Below are 21,417 nucleotides of genomic sequence, written 5' to 3' on the forward strand. Positions count from 1 at the left end.
CTGGTGCTTCGCAATCTGGGTGTTCTGGACCAGCGATTTCCGAACCATCGGAACGAATGCCGCGCGTTTGAGAGCGCCGATCCGCTACGACCGGCGCGCGCAGCGCTTGAGCGCGCGCTGCCCTGGTCGTCAGAACCATCCGTGCTGATCGTCGGGAATCAACGCTCCTGCGCAGCCATAGCCGAGGAGCGAGCGCGCCACCTCCGCCAGCATGGCGAGCGCGTGGTTCTGCTCTTGCGAGAGCGCGATGTCTTCCATCTCAAGGCCGCGGACGGCACGAGCCCGCAATCGGTTCATTTGAGGCTCGGCAGGGAAGCGGACATCGCCGACGCCGCCGAGCTCCTTACACGGCTGCATGCAAAACGCGTGGACATCGTCGAGCCGAATCCGTTGCTGGAACTGATCGATCTGATGCGGGCACTCAACCTTCCGCTCAATTTCTGGCTGGTGGGAGGAAACCTTGGCGAAGCGGCTGTCTCGCTTCCCGACGGGACGCCCCTCCTTGTTCCCAGCGAAGCGGCCAAGGCTTTTGCCAAGGCTCGTTGGCCCAAACGCAACATCGTCCCCCAGCATTGGCCAACCCGGTCGCTCGACCTGCCGCTGCTTTCCGGCTCGCGAAAATCGCTTGTCATCGTTCCATCTGCGCCCTCGCCCGCATCCTTGCGCGTGATGCGGAGCCTGGCGGATTGCCTGCAACGGCGGGAACCATCCCGATCGATCGTTATCGCTGGCACGACGTATGACGACGATCGCCTGATGTCGTACCCAAATGTCTTCATAACCGGCGCGATTGCAGCCGGCGAGCTTGGCGATGTTCTGGCACCGCATGATCCGGGCTGGCTGCTCACCGATTTCGAAGAACCAATATTCGGCCATCCGCTGATTGAGACTGTAAAGCAAGCTTTAAGACCTGTCGCATATCGCGACTGGTCGGGCGGATCGCCCAAACCGCGCAAAGGTGACCTTGCCCTTCCTGCCAATGTAGACGAGGCAGGACTTGTCGATGCGGTGGTCGATTGGGTCGAACAATCATGAGCATCGCGCGCGTCACCCGCACCGCACCGGCGGCCAAACCGAAACTGATCAGCCGGCTCGCGCTCGCTCACGACAGTACGGTATCGGGCTTCGTGTTCGATCCTGAGGCTCCGGAGCGCCGCTTCACCGTCGATATCCTGCTCGATGGTCTGGTCCTGAGAACGACGTACGCCGATTCCCTCGTCCCGGAGCTCTTTGAGCAAGGACTGGATGGCGCTTACGGATTCGCGGTGACACTCGAACCGGACCTGCTCCAAGCCGCGAGCGTCCTTGAGGCACGCCTCGCCAATCTCGGAACCCCCATCGGCCACCCCATCGACCTGGAGAATGAAAGCACACTTGTCGATCTTCGACCGAGCAGCGAATTGCGCTGGCTCGGTGGTTTGCATTTCGAAGGCTGGATCGACAGCGAAATCGCCGCCACGCTTGAAGCGATCGTCGATGGAGAAACTGTCGCACAGGTCCGTGCGACGGCCTGGACACACATCGGCGACAACGCCAACGGGCAAGGATCTCGCAACGCCCGCGCTTTCGATTTCCACGTCCCGCAGCGCTTCGCCGACGGACGTGTCCACAGGATTGGATTGCGCAAAGACGACGGCGAGCAGGTTCCGGCAACGGCCGTCTTTGTCGCGTTTCCCGATGGCCTTGCCGGAATGATTGACGCGATCGGGGGGCACGGCGCCGAGCGCCTGCGCGGCAAACTGTACGATCAGCTCATTCCGGCCTCGCTTCCCCTCGCCGACTACGCGAATTGGCGTGATCGCTTCCCGTTGCCAGAACCGCAGACGAGCCGGCTTCAACTGGCTGTGGTTATCGCCGGCACCGCCGGAACTCAGCAAACGCTCTCCACCCTGGAAACGCAGAGCCACGAAAACTGGACCGCAGGCGTGATCGACGGTCAGCCGCTTTCCGTCGAAAGCGAGGCCCTCCTGGAGTTTCTCGAAGACGCCGCATCCGATACGCAACACGTCGTCGTCACCATGGCAGGCATGTCGCTCGAACCGAACGCGCTGGCTCGCATCGCAGCCGCATTCGACGCCTATCCGGATGCTACGGCCGTGTACGGCGATCTTGACTTCCTCGCCGACGATGGCCGGCTCTGGCCGCTTGCCTTTCCGGCGTTCGACTACGAGAGAATGCTCGAGCAAGGGTATTGTGCGCACCTGTTCGCGGTCCGACGAGAAGCGCTGCTTGCCGGGCTTGAGGCTCGTCCCGACAATCTCTATCGGCTTTTCAACTGCCTGCTCGATCATACCGATCCACGACAGGCGAACATCCTACACTTGCCGGGAGCCTTGGCGACGCTGCCGAAACTCAATCGGGTGAATGCCGCCTCTCGGCTTTCCGCCGCGAGCCACATGCATTTGCGGGCGCGCGGCATTGGGGCGGAGGTGAGCCAGCAGCAAGGCAATCTCTTCCCCGCGGTCCGAATCAAGCGACCGATCCCGCACGAGCGGGTGACCCTGATCATCCCGACCCGCGACCGCCTCTCGCTGTTGCGCACCTGCCTGGACAGCATTGCGCCCGCGGTCGAGCGCTGCCGTGCCGATATCCTCGTCGTCGACAACGATAGTGCCGACCACGAGACGATCGATTATTTCGCAGATCTGCGCCGACACGGCATCCGGACTTTGCGGATCGAGGGGTCGTTCAACTTCGCAAGGCTCAACAATCAAGCCGCTGCGATGCTCGACAGTGACGTCTTATGTCTTCTCAACAACGATATCGAGGCAAGCTCGGACGACTGGCTTGAAGAGATGCTGACGCGGCTGGCCGAGCCGGACGTCGGCGCCGTCGGCGCGCTCTTAACCTGGCCCGGCGGCGTCGTGCAGCATGGCGGCGTCGTATTGGGAATGAACTTCGCGGCAACCCACGCATACACCGATAGATTTGGCGATGATCCCGGTTTTGTTGATCAGCTACTCGTCGCGCACGAATGCAGTGCACTAACCGCGGCCTGCCTCGTGACCCGACGAAACGACTATCTTGCCGTCGGCGGAATGGACGAAGCTCGCTTCGCGGTCGCATTCAACGATGTCGACTATTGTCTCCGCCTGCGCCAAACCGGCAAGCGCATTGTCTTCACGCCTTACGCGAAGCTGGTCCATGCCGAATCCGCCAGCCGTGGCAAGGACGATCGGGCGGACCGCCGAGACCGGTTCGAGCGTGAGCTCAGTCTGCTTCGTGCGCGGTGGGGCGAGTTGCTCAATGACGACCCGACCTACAACCCGCAGCTCTCACGCGATGGAGTCCCCTACAGCGGCCTGGCTTGGCCCCCGGGATCGCGCGACCCCAGGTTCAACGATCTTCCGCCTGCACGCGACATACCGCCAGGATTTTAGCGGCACCGCCGGCCACAGCACCAAGCTCGCCCGAACCGCCGCCCCGATGACGTCGGCGAAGGATATTGCCCTTTCGCACGGACGGGCGGGACAGCGGCCGGCTTGTCTCGGTCAACCGTGAGGCTTCAACAGATCTTACGCCACCTCGGCAGCAGTTTGGCTGGCGCCGATCGCTTGCACCCGGGCGGCAAGCATGATGCGTATCTGAACAGGCACCTGACGGTGCGACTTCGCGCGCGGGTACGGCAACTCCCTGATCGATTTACCGTTTGGATAAAGGGCCTCGTGCTCGGCCCAATTGTCGAAATGCAACCGCTCGATGTTGTCGACGAACGTCTCGGCCGGCGTGCTCTCGGCGAGAATCAATGAGTGATCCTCGACCTCCACATGATAATAGGTAAAGGTCGTCGGCACATTGTGCTCACGGACGATAGACGTGCCGTTGACTAGCGCGCCCGCCTGAATCAGAGCACCATCGACGAGGACCGCATGGTCCGGCGAAATCAGGAGATCCCGGGAGGGCACGCCCTCAGCTAGTGCGCCGGCCTTGATGCGGATCGGCAGGACGCGGATCTTGTCGGCGAACCTCGTCGAAACCGTCTGAATGCCGAGCCAGTCGACCGTCGCGACTCCACGATCCTGAGTTAAGACCTGGTCACCGCGTGTCAAAGTCTCGACGGGTACTGCGCCAGCCGGTGTGCCAATCAGAGTACCGGCCATGAAGCAGATGGTCGTATTGCCACTGGTAATGGTCACATCACCGTTATGCCCGTTCAGCTTGCCCGAATACTGGGTGTCGGTCAAAAAAAACGAACGTCCATTGCTGTCCAGGATGATAATCCCGCTGATCGTGTTGCCGTGATCCTGAACGGTCGCTGTGCCAACGAAAGTGTATTTTCCCGTCTCAAGGTCACCCAAATCGGCGCCAATCTTCGCGACCTTGATCTTGTCGCCGGCAAAGATATCACCGCCGTTCGGATCTTTGACCTTCACGCCGCCCGCCACGTAATCCACAAAATCGGTCTTCGGATTAGCGTCGTCAATTCGGTAGGCCGCCTTACCGCCGTTGGCCAATGCGTAGGCGTAGTGAAACGTCTCGCTAGTCGCCATCGAACCCCTCACTCCGAATGTTATGGATAAGTTAACATTATAAAAACACGTTAGCGTTCCGATAACCTTTGCGCAATCCGGAAAAGGGGCTGTTGAGACGGTTCGGCAAAATATTGCGATAATCTGCAAATTCGCTTATCGATCACCACTGATAATATTAGCTTTGAAAGATTATTGGGGATGATGATTAGATCGTACCGGTGGAAGCAAGCCGGTGATCAGGAAGAAGCGCAGAGATGGCTCGCCACCTATCATCCCATTTATGTAAGTAATAAAATCCCTCTCCTCGGCCCCGGAGGATCGCAAGAGATTTGGGCCGGTCGAATCTTTGTGCTTAGCCAGACTAGCTGCGCGCATGCCGAGCTTGTCCGAGGGGCAACGGCGGTCTCAGGCCGCGCACTCGATCACTTCGCCCTCCAAGTCGTGATGGGCGGCTTTGTCGAAATGCATCATCATGGAGGCACAGTGACTGCCCGCGCCGGGGATTTGCTTTTGCTGGACCTTCAGGCGCCGGTTCGGCTGATCCGCGGCACCGATAACGGTCCCAGTGCTGACCTGACGCTCTGGATACCGCGAGCAAGCCTGCCAGCGAAGTTCGCCGATCTGACCGGCAGACATGGCACGCTGGCCAAGGCAGCCGCCCCGGGCGCTTCCGTGGTCTCCGCAGCCTTGCAGGCCATGCTTGCACAGGTCGACCTTGTCACTGCCGCAGAGATGGATGAAATCGCGTCGGGCATTGCGTTGCTGGCGGTGCAAATACTGACCTTGGCGGCGAGACGCACTTCAGCCGTTGAGCCTTCGAATTCGCTGCCTCTCGACAGCTTTGTTATCATCAGCCGCTACATTGAGAATCATCTTGCGGCAAAGGACCTGAGCGCCGACAGCCTGGTCAAGACGTTTGGCCTATCCCGCACCTCTTTGTATCGTCTCTTTGAACCAACTGGCGGTGTTGCATCCTACATCCGCGCACGCCGCCTGGCTCGCGTCCAACAGGAGATCACGGCTGGGGGATTCGGCAACAGACGAATAGCCCCGATCGCCTACCGCTACGGATTTCGCAATATTCCCGCATTCAATCGGGCATTTAAGAGCACGTACGGCCAAACGCCCCGCGAGGCGCTCATGGCGACACGATCAAGCTTACCCTCCTCCGCCGGCTCGTCTCACGCGCCGGGAAAACTTGTGCAATGGCTCTTGGACATTTCGTGACAATCTTGCCGCAATAAATCCGGCCGTTGACAATTTCTCTTTGCAGGACGACGGCTGCAGCAATAGCCGGCGCAACCGATGTCGGTTCATCTACGCCAGCGGATAATGAATGAATTGCATCGCCCTCCACGATTAAGCCGTCTTTTCGATCTGCTTTTAACAAACGATCGTTGTTGTTTTAGCCGCCCGATCCTAGGCATACCCCCGTCGTTTAGCTGATTATCTGTCACTTTTCTGTCATGCTCGATCTTGAAGACCCGTTTCGATTGGTTGATGCGCCCGATCTGTCAATTCGAATGCTGGAGTCACACCCAGCATGAATGACGGACAGCCGGCAAAAATGCTTATCGAGCAAGGCCGGCGAATTCGAGCGACGGGCGATCGCAGAGCTTCGCTCGCCGCATTCCTCAGCGCGACGAAGAGCGACCCTTCCAACGTCATTGCAACCGTTGAAAGCGGCTATGATCACCTGCACCTGGCACAGATCCCTCAGGCACGCTCCATGTTCGAGCGCTCGCTCGCGCTGGATCCAGATAACAAGCCGGCCTTGATCGGCCTCGGTCATACCCTGCGACATCTGGGGGAGTTCGAAGGTGCCGCACAATCGTTCCAGCGAGTCCTGCAACTTGAGCCCGGTCATGCCGGTGCCAACGAAGGACTGGGCTATGCACTGAAATCCTTGAGCAGGAACGAGGATGCGCTCGCAGCATTCCAGGCTGCAGCACGCACCAATCCGAGAGACACCAGACCACATATTGAAGTTGCGCGCATGCTGCGCGATCTCGGCCGGAACGAGGAGGCCGTCACCGCGCTGCGTGACATAGTCGCGCAAGATCCCAATAACACTGCCCATCTGTTGACGCTTGCGCGTTTGTTGCGGCAAACCGGCTCGGCAGTCGAAGCACTCGACACTTTCCGAAAACTTGCGGAACTCGATTCTGCCAATCTCGGCTTCAGAATCGAGCTTGGGCATCTTCTTCGCGAAACCGACCTCATCGACGAGGCGAGCAAGGTCCTTGAAAAGGTTCTGCAGGAGGCGCCTCTCAATATCAGCGCGCTGAATGCCCTTGGGTGGACTCATCGCAAGGCAAATTCTCTTGAAGCTGCGCAGGTCTGCTTCGAGAGAATTCTTGAGATCGAACCAACCAATATCGGAGCCTTGCACGCGCTCGGTCTCGTCGAACGGCAGCGTGGCAGCCATGAAAATGCGCTCGTGCTGTTTACCCGCGCGAAGGAAGTGAGCCCAAAGGCCTTCCATATTCGCCTCGAGGTTTGTCACTGCCTTCGGAACTTGAAACGCTTCGGCGATGCCATCGCCGAATTCAGGGAGGTTCTGCGCGAGTGGCCCCGAAGCCGCGAAGCTCATCTTGGCCTCGGTTATGCCATGCGCGATTCGGGCAAGGTCGAGCAGGCACTGGACGCGTTCGACGAAGCCGCCTGCGATGATCCCTCTCACCCAAACGGCCTGATCGAAGCGGGACATACTCTGCTCCGTCTTGGACGCCCCGCCGAGGCCGAGCAGCGGTTTCGCGGCGCGCTCGATCGATCACCAGGCAACGCGGCCGCGTTGGTCGGTCTGAGCTATGCCCTCCGCCGCCTTGGGTGCGCCGGCGAGGCGGAAGAAGCTTTACGTAAAGTTCTTCGCGGGCAGCCTGGCAATCACGGTGCGCGTATCGCGCTGGCGCACCTTTTGGAGGCTGGATGCCGCCTGGAAGAAGCCGCCGAACTTTTGCTGGAACTCATCTCCAGACAGCCGGAGCATGCCGACGGTCTCGCCGCGCTGGGCAATATCCGTCGGCGTCAGGGCGATCGCAAGCAGGCTTTGGCGTTTTTCCGCCGAGCTTCGAAGGCGGATCCGACGAATATATCTCGCCTGACCGACATCGCGATCGAGCTTCGCGACGTCGGGCGGTTTGAAGACGCCGAAATGCTGCTCGATAAAGTTCTCGCCGTCAGTCGGGCCGATGCACGGGCGTTGCTGCAGCGCGGGCAATTGCTGCGTCGCCAGGAACGCCGATCTGAGGCTCTTGCCGCCTTTTCGGAGTTGCTGAGGCTTGACCCAAACAGTACGCAGGCCATGGTCGAAGCTGCCGCCGAAGAGCGTGCCCTTGGCCGCCCGAATGTCGCCAGACAATGGCTAGATAAGGCGCTGGATATCGAAGTCGATCACCTCGACGCGCTGCTTGCTCTGGCCGACATCGCCTTGCAGAGTGACGATGCCGATACGGCGCTTGCGCTGTATCGGCGGGCTGGCAAGACGCATCCGACAAGCGTCTGGGCTCGGCTGGGGGAAGCGCGCGCCTGCTTTGAGCTTGGCGAGCGCGATCGGGCGTTCCAAGTCGTGACGGAGGCGCGCGAGTGCCTTGGTCTTCACCCTGAAATTGCGGGCGTCGAGGTTGAGCTTCTCAGGCATATGCGCGACTGGACGAGGGCCCAGGAAGTGCTCGATGACGCGCTCGCCGAAGCATCGCGGCCGAATTTCTGGTTGTGGTCCCACAAAGTGCAGATTGCAACGATGACGGGCCAGTACGACGCTGCCGCGCGTCTCCTGCAACAGGCGCCGGCATCGGACACGGTCGCTGAGGCCCGCGTGGCCCTGCTCGGCGGACAGCTTGCCGAGGCGCAGTTCCGCTACGAAGAGGCGATTTCGCTTTATCAGCAGTCGATCCGTTTGAATTCCGGAGATGCCTGGTCGCACTTCGAGCTCGCCCGCGCCGCCCTCATGAATCTCGACGTCGATGCCGCCCGTGCCGCGCTCGGCGCCTTCATCCAAGTGAGCCAATCGTCATTGTTGCTGCGGGGGCAGTCGCTCAGCCCATCGCAGAACCATGTCGGCCAGCTGCTCGATGAATTTCTGCTCGATAGTGAGGCTCTGGCGACGCTGCGCCACATCCGCCTTCGTCCGCTCGATTCACAATTCGAGCCGTTGAGGGAATTGATCAAGCAATACCCGGACTATACGCCCGCAGCGATCATCGCCGCGATCGCGCTGCGCCAGACCGGCCAGTTTCAGCAGGAAGCAACTGTCGAGAGCTCCCTGAAGCGTGCCATTCCCTCTACGATCGCGCAGTTCTGGGATGTTACGCCCCCAGAGGACGTCCGCAACCTAATGAAGTCATGGCAAGAGCTTCATCCGACGTATCAGTGGAAATGTTTTGACGATCAGAAGGCGTTTGCGTTCCTGAACGAACATTACGGACGCGAGATCGTGGACGCCTATTTCCGCGCGCCATTCCCTGCACAAAAGGCGGACATCTTCCGTCTGGCATTCCTGGTTGCTCGTGGCGGAATCTATGCCGACGCGGACGATCGTTGCCTGGTGCCGGTCGACAGCTTCATTCGGCCCGATGCGACGCTGGTTGTTCATCAGGAAAATTACGGCTCCATCGGCAACAATTTCATCGCGGCAACGCCGGAGCATCCGGTGCTGGCTCGGGCGCTGGAGCTTGCTGCGGCGGCGATGCGCCGCGGTGATCGCGACCTCATTTGGCTATCGACCGGTCCCGGACTGTTGACTCGTGCGTTTGCTCAAGAGTGGGCGGCGCAGCGACCGGTAGGCCTACTCCGAAGAACGCAGGTGATGAACCTCGGAGAGCTGCAGCGCTCCGTCGGAATCCACTGCCCGGTCCGCTACAAGTCGACCGAACTGCACTGGAGCCGATCGGCCTTCGCAAAGAAAGCCCTCCGCCGACGAGGCTAAATCCGTCGTCAGCGGCTCGCCGGTGCTTGCTGCATGGCGGCGAACTCCTCGAGCTCCGCTGTCAAGGCATCCTGCCAGGCCGGCGTGGTCATTCCAAACTGATTTTTCAGCCGCGACAAATCGAGCCGAGAATTACCAGGCCGCTTGGCCTTGGTCGGAAAATCGGCGGCCGCGATCGGAACGATAGACTCTACGGCGAGCTCCACACCGCGCGACTTCAGGCCGGCGACGATGGCGCTCGCGAAGCCATGCCAACTGGTCTCGCCGGCGCAGACAAGGTTAACCACGCCGCTGTTGCGCACAAGCAGCGCGTTCAAGTCCGAAAGGTTTGGCGGCACGATGCCGGCGATCGCGTCGGCAATCGCGCTCGCCGACGTCGGGGCGCCGATCTGGTCGGCGACGATGCGCAGCTCTTTGCGCTCGCCGGCCAGCCGCGCGATCGTACGCAGGAAATTGGCTCCCTTGGCGGCATAGACCCAGGACGTGCGCGCGATCAGATGCGGCCCGCCGGCCGACTGGATCGCCGCGTCGCCGGCCAGCTTGCTGGCGCCATAGACTGAGAGCGGGTTCGTGGGACTGTCCTCGCGCCACGGCTTGTCGCCAGAGCCGTCGAAGACATAGTCGGTGGAGAAATGGACCAGCGGCACGCCATGCTGTGCCGCCCATTTCGCGATCATCTCCGGCGCCTTGGCGTTGACGAGGAAGGCGAGTTCGCGTTCGTCTTCGGCGCGATCCACCGCGGTATAGGCGGCAGGGTTGATGATGAGATCTGGTCGGAAATTGTCGAGCCTCTCAGCGAGCGTCTCAGGCTTAGATAGGTCAAACTCCGCGCGGGGCGGCGCGATGATCGTGCCATGCTTCGCCAGCAGCGGCTGCAATGCGCCGCCCACCTGGCCATTGGTACCCGTCAACAAGATCCGCATCAGATTTGTCCATAGACTGGAAGGTTTTTCACGTCGGCTAACAGCGGCGCCACGGCGTCCTTGGCGGACAAAGACGGCTTTTCGACGCCCCAGTTGATGCCGATCGCGGGATCGTCCCAGCGGATCGAGACCTCATCCTTGGGACTGTAAAGATCGTCGCATTTGTAGAAAAAGTCGGCGGTTTCGGAGAGAACGACAAAGCCGTGCGCGAAGCCACGGGGGACCCAGAGTTGTCGCCTGTTCTCTTCGCTCAATTCGACGGCAACATGGCGTCCAAAATTCGGGCTGCCGACCCGCACGTCGACGGCGACATCCAGCACCTTGCCGCGCAGCGCGGTGACCAGTTTTCCCTGCGTAACCGGATTCTGCAGATGCAGCCCGCGCAGCACGCCAAAGCTCGAGCGTGACATGTTGTCCTGCACGAACGGCCGCGCGATCCCGTGCTCGGCGTAACGGAAGGACTGATAAGTTTCGAGGAAAAAGCCGCGCTGATCGCCGAACAGCTTGGGTTCGATGATGAGGACTTCGGGAAGCTCGGTCTGGATGACATTCATTTTACAACACTTCGAAATTGCTGGCTCACGATGCTATCACTGCATTGATAACAACCTTGTGCACTTCACATTATATGTTATGTTTTGTGATAGCAAAACGTGAGGGGCTATGAAGGGCATTATCCTCGCCGGCGGGACGGGCTCACGCCTTTACCCAGTGACGACGGTCGTATCAAAGCAGCTTCTGCCCGTTTTCGACAAGCCGATGATCTATTATCCGCTGTCGACGCTGATGTTGGGCGGAATTCGGGACATTTTGATCATTTCGACGCCGCAAGACAAGCCGCTGTTTCAGCGGCTGCTCGGGGACGGGAGCGAGATCGGCTTGCGCTTTTCCTATGCCACGCAGGAGACGCCGCGCGGGCTTGCCGACGCCTTCATCGTGGGCCGCGACTTCATCGGCTCGGACTCGGTCGCGCTTGTGTTAGGCGATAACATTTTCTACGGGCATGGGTTGCCGGAGATGCTCTCCGCCGCTTCCTCCCGCAAGGAGGGCGGGACCGTGTTCGGCTACGTCGTCAATACGCCTGAGCAATATGGGGTCGTCGAACTCGATCACACCGGCCGCGCGCTCTCGATCGAAGAGAAGCCGAAACTGCCAAAGTCCAACGTAGCCGTCACCGGGCTATACTTTTATGACAACGACGTCGTCGAGATCGCGGCTCGGATCAAGCCGTCGGCCCGCGGCGAGATCGAGATCACCGACGTCAATAACGCCTATCTCGAGCGCGGCGATCTCTATGTCGAGGTGCTCGGCCGCGGCTTTGCCTGGCTCGATACCGGCACGCATTCCTCGCTGGTCGAGGCCAGCCATTTCGTCCAGATCCTTGAGCAGCGCCAGGGCTTGCGCATCGCCTGCCCCGAAGAGATCGCGCTGCGGCAGGGCTACATCTCGCTTCAAGCGTTCGAGAAGGTGGCCGAGAAGACCGCGAAAAGCAGCTACGGCGAGTATCTGAAGTCCGTTGCCCGCTCGTATCAGGGCTGATTCCACTGCATGGAGGCGATAGATCATGCGCTTTAAGGGCTCGACTATTTTTGTCACCGGCGGCGCCGGCTTCATTGGTTCAGCCGTGGTGCGTCATCTCCTGCGCGACAGTCACGCCCGCGTGGTCAACATCGACAAGCTCACCTATGCCGCCAATCTCGACTCGCTGCCGGCAGCGAAAGAGAACCTGAACTACGCCTTCGAGAAGCAATGCATTTGCGATGGCGCCGGGCTGCGCCGCCTGTTCGAGAAATACCAGCCCGACGCGGTCCTGAACCTCGCCGCCGAGAGCCATGTCGACCGCTCGATCGATGGTCCCGGCGAATTCATCCAGACCAACATCGTCGGCACCTTCACCATCCTGCAGGAAACACTACGCCACTGGCGCACGCTCTCGCCCGAAAAGCGCGAGCAATTCCGCTTCCTGCATATCTCGACCGACGAGGTGTTCGGCTCGCTCGGCGATGACGGCTTCTTCACGGAAACCACGGCATACGCGCCGAACTCGCCCTACTCCGCGAGCAAAGCCTCCTCCGACCACCTGGTGCGCGCCTGGCGCGAGACCTACGAACTGCCGACGCTGATCACCAACTGCTCGAACAATTATGGCCCCTATCACTTCCCGGAAAAGCTGATCCCGCACATGATCATCAAGGGTTTGGCCGGCGAGCCCCTGCCCGTCTACGGCGACGGAAAGAACATCCGCGACTGGCTCTATGTCGAGGACCATGCGAAGGCACTCACGCTGGTGCTCGAGCGCGGCGCGGTCGGCGAGACCTACAATGTCGGCGGCCGCAACGAGCGCACTAACCTGCATGTGGTCGAAACCATCTGCGATCTCCTCGACGAGATCGCACCGCGCACACAAGGTGCCCGCCGCGACCTGATCACCTTCGTCGCCGACCGTCCCGGCCACGACCACCGCTATGCCATAGATGCCTCAAAGCTGGAACGCGATCTCGGCTGGCGCGCGGAAGAGAATTTCGAGACCGGCATCGCCAAAACCGTGCACTGGTACATCGACCAGCAACCTTGGTGGCGCGGGATTTTGGAGCGGGGATATCAAGCCAAGCGGGTCGGGTTGAGCCTGTCGGCAACAGCACACTGAATCGCAGAACTCCATTCCAGCGGCCCTATTGATCGGGCTCGCGTGGAGCAACGGGACGTACAATGCAACTCGCGATGGATAGTCACGAACAGAGCCTGTTCAAAAGCTTTCTGAATCTGTCCGACCGGTATCTGGAGTTTGGATCAGGTGGCAGCACGTGGCTGGCTTCCCAGATGAGAAAAGAGTGGATCATTTCGATTGACTCATCTCAGGAGTGGCTTGCCAACGTCGCCAATGCAACGAAGGATTGCCCTACAACACCTGAGTTGGTTTACATCGACATCGGCAAGCTTCGAGAGTGGGGGTTTCCGGCAGACCGGGAACGAGAGAGCTCATGGCCCCAGTATCACGAGAGCATCTGGCAAAGGCCCGAAAGTCGCAACGCTGACCTGTACTTCGTCGATGGCCGGTTCCGGGTCGCTTGCTTTACGCAATGCCTACTTCACTCGCCGCCGGGGACGTTCATCGCGATACACGATTTTGCCAGTCGACCCCAATACCATGTAGTCAGGCAGATCGCCCGGGAAGTAGCCCGAGCGAACAACATGTCGGTCTTTCAAAGGCCGCTTCAACTCGACAGCGAACAAGCCCAGCAGCTACTCCAGAGGCATCGCCTCGACCCGCAGTGACTGGCTCAGCCTACAGCATGTTCGGCTCTGATTGAATCAGAGCCGAAGCTCTGGACTGTTGTTCTGACGCTTCACGCGAACCGGTATCAACTTCGCTCGAAAGCGCTCTAAGCCTTAGCAGGGTCACCCGGTCCAAATCGTCGACCCGAGCCCATTTGATGGGGTGGCTCTCTTCGATCAAAAGGCCGGCGTTGCGCGCATACTCCGAAAAGAGATCAAACGTCATATGGTTACGCGCGTGGGGATTTGCCCCATAGCTGGTGGTGTTCGGTGCGTCGTAGTTGGAGTGATGATAGAGAGCCATCCCCCCTGGCGCAAGAACACGTGCAGTTTCCTTGAGATAGTTCTCGACGAGATCAGGGCTGAAGTGCACCATTGCGTCATAGCAATAGATCGAAGTCATAGAATTATTCGGAATGCCGCTAAACTCGTAGCCATTGTTCTTGAGGTAAGAGACATTCCGATGATGCGCCAATCGGCTCTTGCAAAAATCGATATTCTCTTCATGTATGTCGACAACGAGCAGGGAACCGCATTGAGACGCGATTTGCTCCGCATGCCGACCGCGACCGCAAGCCAGTTCAATCACCGTAGTAAGATCGAGACGAGAAAACAGCTTCGAAAAAATCGTCTCAGGATTCCAAAAAATCGTCTTCGTCCACCGCTCTGCATCGTCGTAGTAGGCACTCTCCTTCCAGGCGTGACCTATTTTCTCAGCGGAAACGTCCAGGCTCGATCTATCGGACATTGTTTTTCTCTACTGGTTTACTGAATGACACGGTGCCGAGCAGCTCATGGACGCCGGACGTCGAATTCAGCCAGTCCGTGGCGCTGCTGCGACCTTAAGTTCCTCCCGTCCGGTCAGACGTATAACATATATAACATACAGAAGTTCCGAAACCAACCAACGATCAGGAGGATGAGTTCTGTGCCAGGCCAAGCGCGATGATGTCCGCCGGTGAGTTAACAAACGAGAGAAGCATCTCCTTTTCACTGCTGCCGGGAAATTCCAGCCGGCCGTCCGGACCGAACTTGACAAACCCGCGCACGTAGCTCTTGCCGGCCCCGTCCGCATTTCTCAATTCGAGTATTTCCCTCAAATAGAGAACGATGTTCGGATCAGTTGCTTGCGAAATCCGGTCGTGTATGCGCTCGACACTTTCATCGAGTTCGACGATCACGCGGCGCTGCCGGAGCTTGTTGATATTCGACATCAATCTCTGCTCGCGGTGAACGCGGTTGCGATGTTGCACCACGAGCGAGCCGCACCGCGCTGGCGAGAGACCGCATTCGCGCGCCTGAATGTTATGGTTGATGAATGCGTTTCTCAGCGACGATACCTTGAGTAGCGGCTTCCCCCACTTCACGCCATCAAGCAAGATCTTGTTGTCCTCGCCGATCCAATATCTGGTTGCATCCCAGGCGACGTTCGGGAGCCAGGTGCCACAGAGGAAATCTCCTTCCGCCTCTCCGAGCTGCCTGGAGAGACGATCGGCTATATTGGTATCGTAGTGGCCACTGCCATCTATCCAGTACAGGAACTCATCGGTATCGAGAAAGATGAAGAAGCGACAGGACTCCGCCAGTGACCGATACAACTCCGGATTCTTGTCAACAAAATGCAGATTGTTGTGGTGACCCGAGAAGTTGTAGATGAGCAGCTCGGGATGACTTCTTTCATAGATTTCAAGCACGTGCTCATCGCTGGAATCGTTATCGAAAATGATCAGCGAATCCATGCCGCATATGGGTGCATGGTGCTCGATCCATTCCTTCAAGAGCCAGCGGTCATTTTTTGTCTTTAAAAGAATCTTGAAATCCGACTTGCGCTCCGCGATCGAAGCCGCGTTGGATTGTATCTGTTCGTGCCATTTTCTGAGAGGCGAGCTCACCTATAACTCCCAAGAGGACCGTCAACCAGCTCGTGACGTAATGAACAAAGATGCAATTTCAGACTAGCACTGATCGTCACAGTGCACATTAGCCGCCGATACACGTCCGCTCGATCCAAAGCCCGGACCAGTAAAGCGCCTCAAGACCGGTCGGCGCCCGAACGCGGTCTTCCGACGAACGCATCCCTGGCGGACAAGGCCATCGGGGTACCTCACTCACCTCGACGTTGCGAGAGCATTGTTGCAGGACTTCCTTTCGATCTCGCTCCCCGGTTCTCACAGGACATCGATCGCTCTTGGCTACGTCGGGCCAAGTGATTGTTACGCGATCGATCGTCCGATTCCGGCCTGTCGCCTTGCGGAACTCGTCGAGCTTCGCCGTTCCGCCATTCCAGGTTGGAGCAAGCCACCCGCCCTCCGTAAATTCATTCCAGGCATAGACGAGAACACTCCGGAAAGGCAGAGGGCCGGGTTGACTTGCGACAGCATGGAAAGCCGACTGAAGCAGTTGTTTCAGATTGTTGTCTCGGGGTGGATCGCACCAGGATTTGACCTGCGGCTCCTTGCCATCACGAACTCTAACCGAGTCTCGCGGCCGCGGGTCCCATCCAAGCGTGACATTGGGCACGAACGGAAATCCCGCACTGGTCGCACGCCCCCAATAGTTCGAGTTGTTGGCAACGCAATCCGAAAACACATGTTCCCCCGGCCGAGGTGGCGCGAAAGTGGAATAGGCGCTGGCCATATCCATGCCGGTATTGCGCGCCTGCTCGGCTGCAACCGCGGGATCCGGGTATTCGAGAATGAAGAGCAGATTTACTCCCGATTTCTCGTATACACGCTTTTTTATCTGCTGAACGACCCGCCTCGCGGCTTCATCGCTCCCATAGACCGCTCCCCATCCCTTCGGATTCTGCGTAAAGACGAACAAGGGAGCGCTACCATTCGCAGTACGAACGTAGCCTTTGTCGGTGACGAACGCTGCGATGCTCTCGGATATGTCGGCAACGTCCTGTTCCGGAAAGCTCTGATTGAGCGAGACGGCGAAACGTATGCCCTTCCGATCCTTTAGGCGAAGGTAAGTTGCAAGTGCGCGGTTGAGCGACAACGACTCGGTTACGTTCCGCCCCCACGATCCCGTCTCCGGATAAAAGCCAAAGACAAAATAGTCGATCCCTGCCGAGTAGGCATAAGCCACCTCAGCCGTCAGAACATTGTCCATGTCTCCCGAGATGGTCAGGTGCCCCTGCTCGTCATAGCGCGCAAAAAAGGGAACGCGATCCTTCCACTCCGGTTGCGCGAGGACCTTCACCTCAGGGCTTTTCGAGGTCCAGTTATCCCAGCGAAGAGCGCCGATCAGGACGTCGTCTCCAGCCAAGGCCGGCCAACTCGTCAACACCACCGAAAGAACGCACGCAGCCAGCGTCCGGAAGGACGCCGAATTGTATCGGGCATTGAGTCGGAGTGATTTCATGCAAATTGACAACCCGGCGACATTACAGATGTGTGACAAGCCAGGGCTGCCACACTTCGGAAAAGCGTTTGCGGTCCTCTTGTCAGGATCGCAGCGCTTTCTTCCACTGTGCTGCATTCTCCTCCTGATCGAGGTTCGGACTGCGTCCTTCCGCACCGCCAATCAAATGAAAATGCTGCTTGGCTGACTTGATCTTTCCTTCCCGAACGGCAGCGGCGACGTCTGGATATTTCTGCGTATACCAGTCTTCGTCAACTTCAGGACCGCCGCCGTGCCGTCCCTCAAAATAGCCAAATCCAATAAAATGCACGTGAGCGCTTTCAATCTCACCGCTGCCGAGCGCCTTCGCGACATCCGGATTCTCTCTCAAATAGCCATCCTCATCGAAGTCGGCCGACGCCAACGCAATTTGAAGCAGCAGCTTGAAAAGGCCGGCAGGTATCTCAACTCGTCCTCCATTTTCGAAGGTCGCGTAATCTATCTTCAGCGCGTTGAGCAACGAAACGGCAGACGGAACGAACATTGATAACCCCAACCTGTACTCGTTATTCCCGGAGCCTTATGCCTTGGCACTTACCTTGGCCGGCGGCTTTTCTATGGCCCGCTTCGGCTTCTCCGCTTCCAGCGGCGCGCCGAGCAGTTGCGCAGCCACCTCTTCCAGATAGGCGGCCTGCGATTTGGTTTCGCGATCCGTGAATCCAAACCGCTCGCGGGCGATACGGTGCATGCTATCGATCTCCTCGATATGCTTCTGTGCTTTGAGCGAGTGCGTGACGCTCGCGGCGTGACGACGGTGGATGTTGAGAGGATCGGCGATGTACGCGACCTTGGCGCCTCGCGTGCCGAGCGCCTCCAGATAGATGCGCCAGTCGCCGGCCATGCGAAGGTCGCGAAGGTCGGCGCGACAGGCTTCGAGCGCGCGCAACAACGCCTCGCGGCGCCACAGTACCGAACTGACGTTCAGGATGGTGTTTTTGACACCGAGGCACCGGGTCACGAAGTCGCGGCCGTCAAACATCTCGGTCCGCGACAATGCGCCGGGCTCAATGGTGGCGTAGTACGGTTTGTAGCTCGCATAGAGATGGGAGCCGTCGGCATCGATGGATTTCGAGTCGCTGAAGCCGAACGCGATGTCGGGATCACCGTTCATCAATGCGAGCAGGCTCGATAGAAAGGTGGGCTCGGAGAGATCGTCGGCTTCGGCGATCCAGAGGAACTCGCCCCTCGCCATCTCCGCCGCCTTGGCCCATTGCGCGAACACGGAACCGGAATTCTGCTCGTTGATGACGAGTGTAAGATCGCGCTGGCGCTCGTCGGCGAGCTTCATGATGACGGGGATGCTGTCGTCGGAGGAGCAGTCGTCCAGCACGATGATCTCCTCGACCGGATGGTTCTGGTCGAAGATAGTGTAGAGCCGCTCCGGGAGGCAATGCGCGTAATTGTAGTTGGGAACCGCGACCGAGATGGTCGGCAGCGAAGGAACGGCAAGCCGGAGCAGATCGCGGACATAGTCTGCGAACGCGAATTTGGTCTGGATGATCTCGGTCATGCGGGCGCGCTCGGCCTCCGATGGCGTCCGGCGCAGGAAATTCTCCACGGCTTGCGCCATCGCCGGCACGTCGCAATACGGCACGACGCGGCCGACGTTCTCCTTGAGAAGGAAGCCGGGGATGCCGCCGGAGTCCTGAAAAGCAACCACGGGCACGCCAACGCTGAGCGCCTCCAGCGCCACCGTCGGGAATGGATCCTCGCGCGAGGTCAGGGCGTAGATATCAGAAGCGGAATAGAGCGCCTGCATATCGGAACGAAAGCCGGCGAGATGGAAACGGCCGGTGGCCTCGGCGCGCCTGATTTCAGGTCCCAACCATTCCTGCAGGCCAGGATCGATGCCGCCAGCCCAGCAGAAATGGACGTTCGGATGCTGTTGCCGAACCAAGTTCCAGACCTGCAGGAACAAATCGAACCCTTTGCGCAGGTCGGCATAGCCGACCCCAAGCACCATCTTGTCGGTGGGGGCGATGCCAAACTCCTTGCGAACCAAGACGGCTTCCGCTGGCGCCGGCTCGATCTGCTTGTAGCTGCCCTGCGCGCGGATCATGAATCGCCCGTCACCGGCGTCGAGCTTGAGCGCTTCCACCAGCCTGTCGCGGACGAATTCGGAGGCGAACACGACGTGCTGTGCGCTGCCGATCGCCATCTGTGCAACGTCCTCGAGATTCTTCTCGCGAAGGATCCGCGGCAGTTCGTGCACCAGCGAAATGGTGCGAAAACCCATCTCGGCGAGGAACTTGGTGGCGCGTCCGCTCGCCGACGTGTTGGCGATCGCGGCCGTGAACCCCTTCTCCCGGAAGTGCCGCAAGGTCGCCGGGATCTCGGAGGCCTGCTTGAGAACGGTGAGCGGAGCCACGGAAGCGTATTCGGACTCCATCGCACCGCCCTGCAGCAATAGATACTCGACCTCAATGTTGAAGGCGCTCCGTAGCGTTCTGCCGATATTGAGCAACAGATGTTGCGCGCCGCTCGGGAACGCATCGTGCCCAATCAGCAGAATCTTTGGCAGCGAAAGGTCGCGCGTCAGGCCGGTGGCCGCACGCGCGGTGGCGTTCAGGTAAGCCGATCCGAAATGCAGGTCCGGCTCGAGATAGGCACCTTCGCACCACTCGTTCCAGGCATTGACGCAGACGAAGGCATCTCCGAAAAACGTGTGCTTCTGCGCCTGCTCGACCAGCGTCGCCAGCCACGCTTCGTATTTCTGCGGCGTCGAGCCCTGGATCACCAGACCCGTGCCTTGCCGGCGCGCGTCATTGTCCCAGCTCGGCACCACGGTCTTGATCAACGGAAAATTCGGACGCGGCTCTTCGATCGAGTATTTGGCGACGTCGTCATAACCGTAAATCTGGCCCGAATAGGTGTCGTCTAGGATCTTGGCTTCGGAATTAACCAGCGGGACATATTTGGTGAGCTTATGCGGCGGAAACTCGATCGCACCATCCATGCCGTTCGGAGCAGGATCGTAATCATCAAAGCTCTGGCTCATGATGATGATGGGATCTTCATTGAACTTCTTCGCGAAGATCGAGCGCCAGCGCGCAATCACCTTGGCGGTATCCGGAATGAGGCGCGGACGATAGATCATCAGGAGCGGCCGGCCCTGGATGCGGATGTAACGCTTGTCCTTGAAGTGCCGGTTGAAGTCCGACAACAAACGCTCGTCGTCGTCGGCGAGATAGTCCTGCGAGATCAGGACCTCGCCTTCCATGCCGTCCCAGCGCCGCGTCCAGTTCTCGTTCGCCCACATCAGGCAGAACGGCATGTTGATGTCGCGCGCCTTCAGGAACTGCTCGAGCGGCCTCTCCAGCAGACGCTTGCCGTTGAACCAGTAGTAGTAATACACAAAGCCATAGACACCCGCCGCCTGGGCGAACCTCACCTGCTTGCGCATGGTTTCGATGTCGCCCAGCGAGTAAAAGCCGAGATCGCGCGGGATCCGTGGCTGATAGTGATCCTTGAACCGCGGCACGCCGCGCGCGATGTTGGTCCATTCAGTGAAGCCGGTGCCCCACCATTTGTCGTTCTCAGGGAAGGCGTGAAACTGGGTCAGGTAATAGGCCAGGACCTTTGCGCGCGGCTTGGCGCTTGCGGGCAAGGGACGCAGTTCCTCGAACTGCGCGCTCGGCTTGGTGAAGCGCTTGATCTCGGCCGGGATGGTGGCTTCATTTTCCGGCGGCGACGGAAAGATGCCGTCCTCGTGCCGATGCTCCAGATAGTGCAGCAGCGGATTCTGGTCGGTCTTACCCTTGAAGTAGCGCTGGATGTAGAACTTGGTATCGAACTCCGCCGACGGGTTGCGTCCTTCCTTGTAACCGTGGAAGATGAAGTGTTCGAACGGATCGACTCCGGCGGTCGCAACGTCCTGATAGGTCTGTAGATAGTATTGCGCGTCGAATTCCGGAATCGGGCTGAACGGACCGATCCGGTTCTTCAGATAGTGCGCGAGCGGACTCTCCTTCTCCGGTATGCCGTACTTCTCGCGATACCAGGCAGGCTGGAAATACGGGCTCGGCCGCCTCCCTTCGGGCTCGCCGATCGATGCATAGTGCAGGAGCGGCTGCACATCCACGTCCTTCACATCGGGATAGGTCGTGACGTACCAGATCGGATCGAAGATCGGATTGGGCTTGCGGCCTTCCTTGTAGCCATAGAGGAAGAAGTGCTCGAACGGATCGGCACCGACGGCGATCACGTCCGGGTAGCTCGTTGCATAGAAATTTTCATCGAACAGCCCAAGCCCCTTGAGCGTTCGCGCAGCACCCGTGAGATCGACGGCTGGTGCAGCCGGCTCGGGCGAAGGCGGAAGCTCTGGTTGCTTGCTCACGGCCTCCTTGGCAACCGCGCCGTTTGTCTTTGCGGCGCTTGTCTCCCCCTTGGGTTGAGACCTTGCGATCGCACCGCG

At 59.3% G+C, this 21,417-nt stretch carries 15 protein-coding genes; 7 read left to right on the forward strand and 8 right to left on the reverse strand.

The annotated features are described in order from the left end of the window. Positions 1–3: 3 nt before the first annotated feature. Entirely contained in the window at positions 4–1,035 is a 1,032-nt protein-coding gene (locus AAFX91_RS03630) for a hypothetical protein (RefSeq protein ID WP_394565578.1), read from the forward strand. After that, the gene (locus AAFX91_RS03635) at positions 1,032–3,380 is read left to right on the forward strand and encodes a glycosyltransferase family 2 protein (RefSeq protein ID WP_394565563.1); all 2,349 of its coding nucleotides are present in this window, start codon (positions 1,032–1,034) and stop codon (positions 3,378–3,380) included. Before AAFX91_RS03630 ends, AAFX91_RS03635 begins: the two co-directional genes overlap by 4 nt. Positions 3,381–3,515: 135 nt before the next feature. Here AAFX91_RS03635 and AAFX91_RS03640 read toward each other — a convergent pair whose 3' ends face one another. Then, positions 3,516–4,490: a Hint domain-containing protein gene (locus AAFX91_RS03640; protein WP_130576515.1), complete on the reverse strand. Its 975-nt coding sequence runs from the start codon at positions 4,488–4,490 to the stop codon at positions 3,516–3,518. 180 nt (positions 4,491–4,670) lie between these two features. On the opposite strand from AAFX91_RS03640, the gene AAFX91_RS03645 reads away from it, so the two are divergent. After that, complete coding sequence (locus tag AAFX91_RS03645; RefSeq protein WP_394565576.1) at positions 4,671–5,699, forward strand: helix-turn-helix domain-containing protein; 1,029 nt, start codon at positions 4,671–4,673, stop codon at positions 5,697–5,699. Positions 5,700–6,015: 316 nt separating this feature from the next. Further along, positions 6,016–9,399 carry a tetratricopeptide repeat protein gene (locus AAFX91_RS03650; protein ID WP_130576513.1) on the forward strand — a complete coding sequence of 1,128 codons (3,384 nt, stop codon included), beginning with the start codon at positions 6,016–6,018 and terminating at the stop codon, positions 9,397–9,399. 8 nt (positions 9,400–9,407) lie between these two features. Here the strand turns inward: AAFX91_RS03650 and rfbD are convergent, their stop codons facing one another. Next, positions 9,408–10,322, reverse strand: a complete 915-nt coding sequence (gene rfbD / locus AAFX91_RS03655; RefSeq protein WP_130576512.1) for a dTDP-4-dehydrorhamnose reductase — start codon at positions 10,320–10,322, stop codon at positions 9,408–9,410. Beyond that, entirely contained in the window at positions 10,322–10,876 is a 555-nt protein-coding gene (gene rfbC, locus AAFX91_RS03660) for a dTDP-4-dehydrorhamnose 3,5-epimerase (protein WP_028164743.1), read from the reverse strand. Before rfbC ends, rfbD begins: the two co-directional genes overlap by 1 nt. A gap of 109 nt (positions 10,877–10,985) precedes the next feature. Here rfbC and rfbA point away from each other — a divergent pair, with 109 nt between their 5' ends. The 3 genes from rfbA to AAFX91_RS03675 all read left to right on the forward strand — a co-directional run bounded on the left by rfbA (position 10,986) and on the right by AAFX91_RS03675 (position 13,598). Continuing rightward, on the forward strand, positions 10,986–11,861 hold the full coding sequence (rfbA, locus tag AAFX91_RS03665; RefSeq protein WP_130576511.1) for a glucose-1-phosphate thymidylyltransferase RfbA: 876 nt from the start codon (positions 10,986–10,988) through the stop codon (positions 11,859–11,861). Positions 11,862–11,886: 25 nt separating this feature from the next. Continuing rightward, positions 11,887–12,969, forward strand: coding sequence for a dTDP-glucose 4,6-dehydratase (rfbB, locus tag AAFX91_RS03670; protein ID WP_394565565.1), 1,083 nt, complete (start codon positions 11,887–11,889; stop codon positions 12,967–12,969). 62 nt (positions 12,970–13,031) lie between these two features. Next, a complete protein-coding gene (locus tag AAFX91_RS03675) occupies positions 13,032–13,598 on the forward strand; it encodes a hypothetical protein (protein WP_394565567.1) in 567 nt (188 codons plus the stop codon). A gap of 10 nt (positions 13,599–13,608) precedes the next feature. On the opposite strand, the gene AAFX91_RS03680 is transcribed toward AAFX91_RS03675, so the two are convergent. The 5 genes from AAFX91_RS03680 to AAFX91_RS03700 all read right to left on the reverse strand — a co-directional run bounded on the left by AAFX91_RS03680 (position 13,609) and on the right by AAFX91_RS03700 (position 21,339). Beyond that, positions 13,609–14,346, reverse strand: a complete 738-nt coding sequence (locus AAFX91_RS03680; protein ID WP_130576676.1) for a class I SAM-dependent methyltransferase — start codon at positions 14,344–14,346, stop codon at positions 13,609–13,611. 163 nt (positions 14,347–14,509) lie between these two features. Further along, on the reverse strand, positions 14,510–15,490 hold the full coding sequence (locus AAFX91_RS03685) for a glycosyltransferase family 2 protein (RefSeq protein WP_130576678.1): 981 nt from the start codon (positions 15,488–15,490) through the stop codon (positions 14,510–14,512). 88 nt (positions 15,491–15,578) lie between these two features. Then, on the reverse strand, positions 15,579–16,868 hold the full coding sequence (locus tag AAFX91_RS03690; RefSeq protein ID WP_130576680.1) for a hypothetical protein: 1,290 nt from the start codon (positions 16,866–16,868) through the stop codon (positions 15,579–15,581). A 178-nt stretch (positions 16,869–17,046) separates the two neighbouring features. Next, positions 17,047–17,487 carry a hypothetical protein gene (locus tag AAFX91_RS03695; protein WP_130576682.1) on the reverse strand — a complete coding sequence of 147 codons (441 nt, stop codon included), beginning with the start codon at positions 17,485–17,487 and terminating at the stop codon, positions 17,047–17,049. A gap of 36 nt (positions 17,488–17,523) precedes the next feature. Further along, positions 17,524–21,339 (reverse strand): glycoside hydrolase family 99-like domain-containing protein, encoded by a 3,816-nt coding sequence (locus tag AAFX91_RS03700; protein WP_394565569.1) that lies wholly within the window; start codon positions 21,337–21,339, stop codon positions 17,524–17,526. Positions 21,340–21,417 lie beyond the last annotated feature (78 nt).

Source organism: Bradyrhizobium sp. 31Argb (genome assembly GCF_043638955.1).
Classification (GTDB): Bacteria; Pseudomonadota; Alphaproteobacteria; order Rhizobiales; family Xanthobacteraceae; genus Bradyrhizobium.

Bases quoted from the DNA above. Each gene is read 5' to 3' on its own strand.
- AAFX91_RS03635 (WP_394565563.1), top strand. From the start codon at position 1,032: ATGAGCATCGCGCGCGTCACCCGCACCGCACCGGCGGCCAAACCGAAA.
- AAFX91_RS03640 (WP_130576515.1), bottom strand. From the start codon at position 4,490: ATGGCGACTAGCGAGACGTTTCACTACGCCTACGCATTGGCCAACGGC.
- AAFX91_RS03645 (WP_394565576.1), top strand. From the start codon at position 4,671: ATGATGATTAGATCGTACCGGTGGAAGCAAGCCGGTGATCAGGAAGAA.
- AAFX91_RS03650 (WP_130576513.1), top strand. From the start codon at position 6,016: ATGAATGACGGACAGCCGGCAAAAATGCTTATCGAGCAAGGCCGGCGA.
- rfbD (WP_130576512.1), bottom strand. From the start codon at position 10,322: ATGCGGATCTTGTTGACGGGTACCAATGGCCAGGTGGGCGGCGCATTG.
- rfbC (WP_028164743.1), bottom strand. From the start codon at position 10,876: ATGAATGTCATCCAGACCGAGCTTCCCGAAGTCCTCATCATCGAACCC.
- rfbA (WP_130576511.1), top strand. From the start codon at position 10,986: ATGAAGGGCATTATCCTCGCCGGCGGGACGGGCTCACGCCTTTACCCA.
- rfbB (WP_394565565.1), top strand. From the start codon at position 11,887: ATGCGCTTTAAGGGCTCGACTATTTTTGTCACCGGCGGCGCCGGCTTC.
- AAFX91_RS03675 (WP_394565567.1), top strand. From the start codon at position 13,032: ATGCAACTCGCGATGGATAGTCACGAACAGAGCCTGTTCAAAAGCTTT.
- AAFX91_RS03680 (WP_130576676.1), bottom strand. From the start codon at position 14,346: ATGTCCGATAGATCGAGCCTGGACGTTTCCGCTGAGAAAATAGGTCAC.
- AAFX91_RS03695 (WP_130576682.1), bottom strand. From the start codon at position 17,487: ATGTTCGTTCCGTCTGCCGTTTCGTTGCTCAACGCGCTGAAGATAGAT.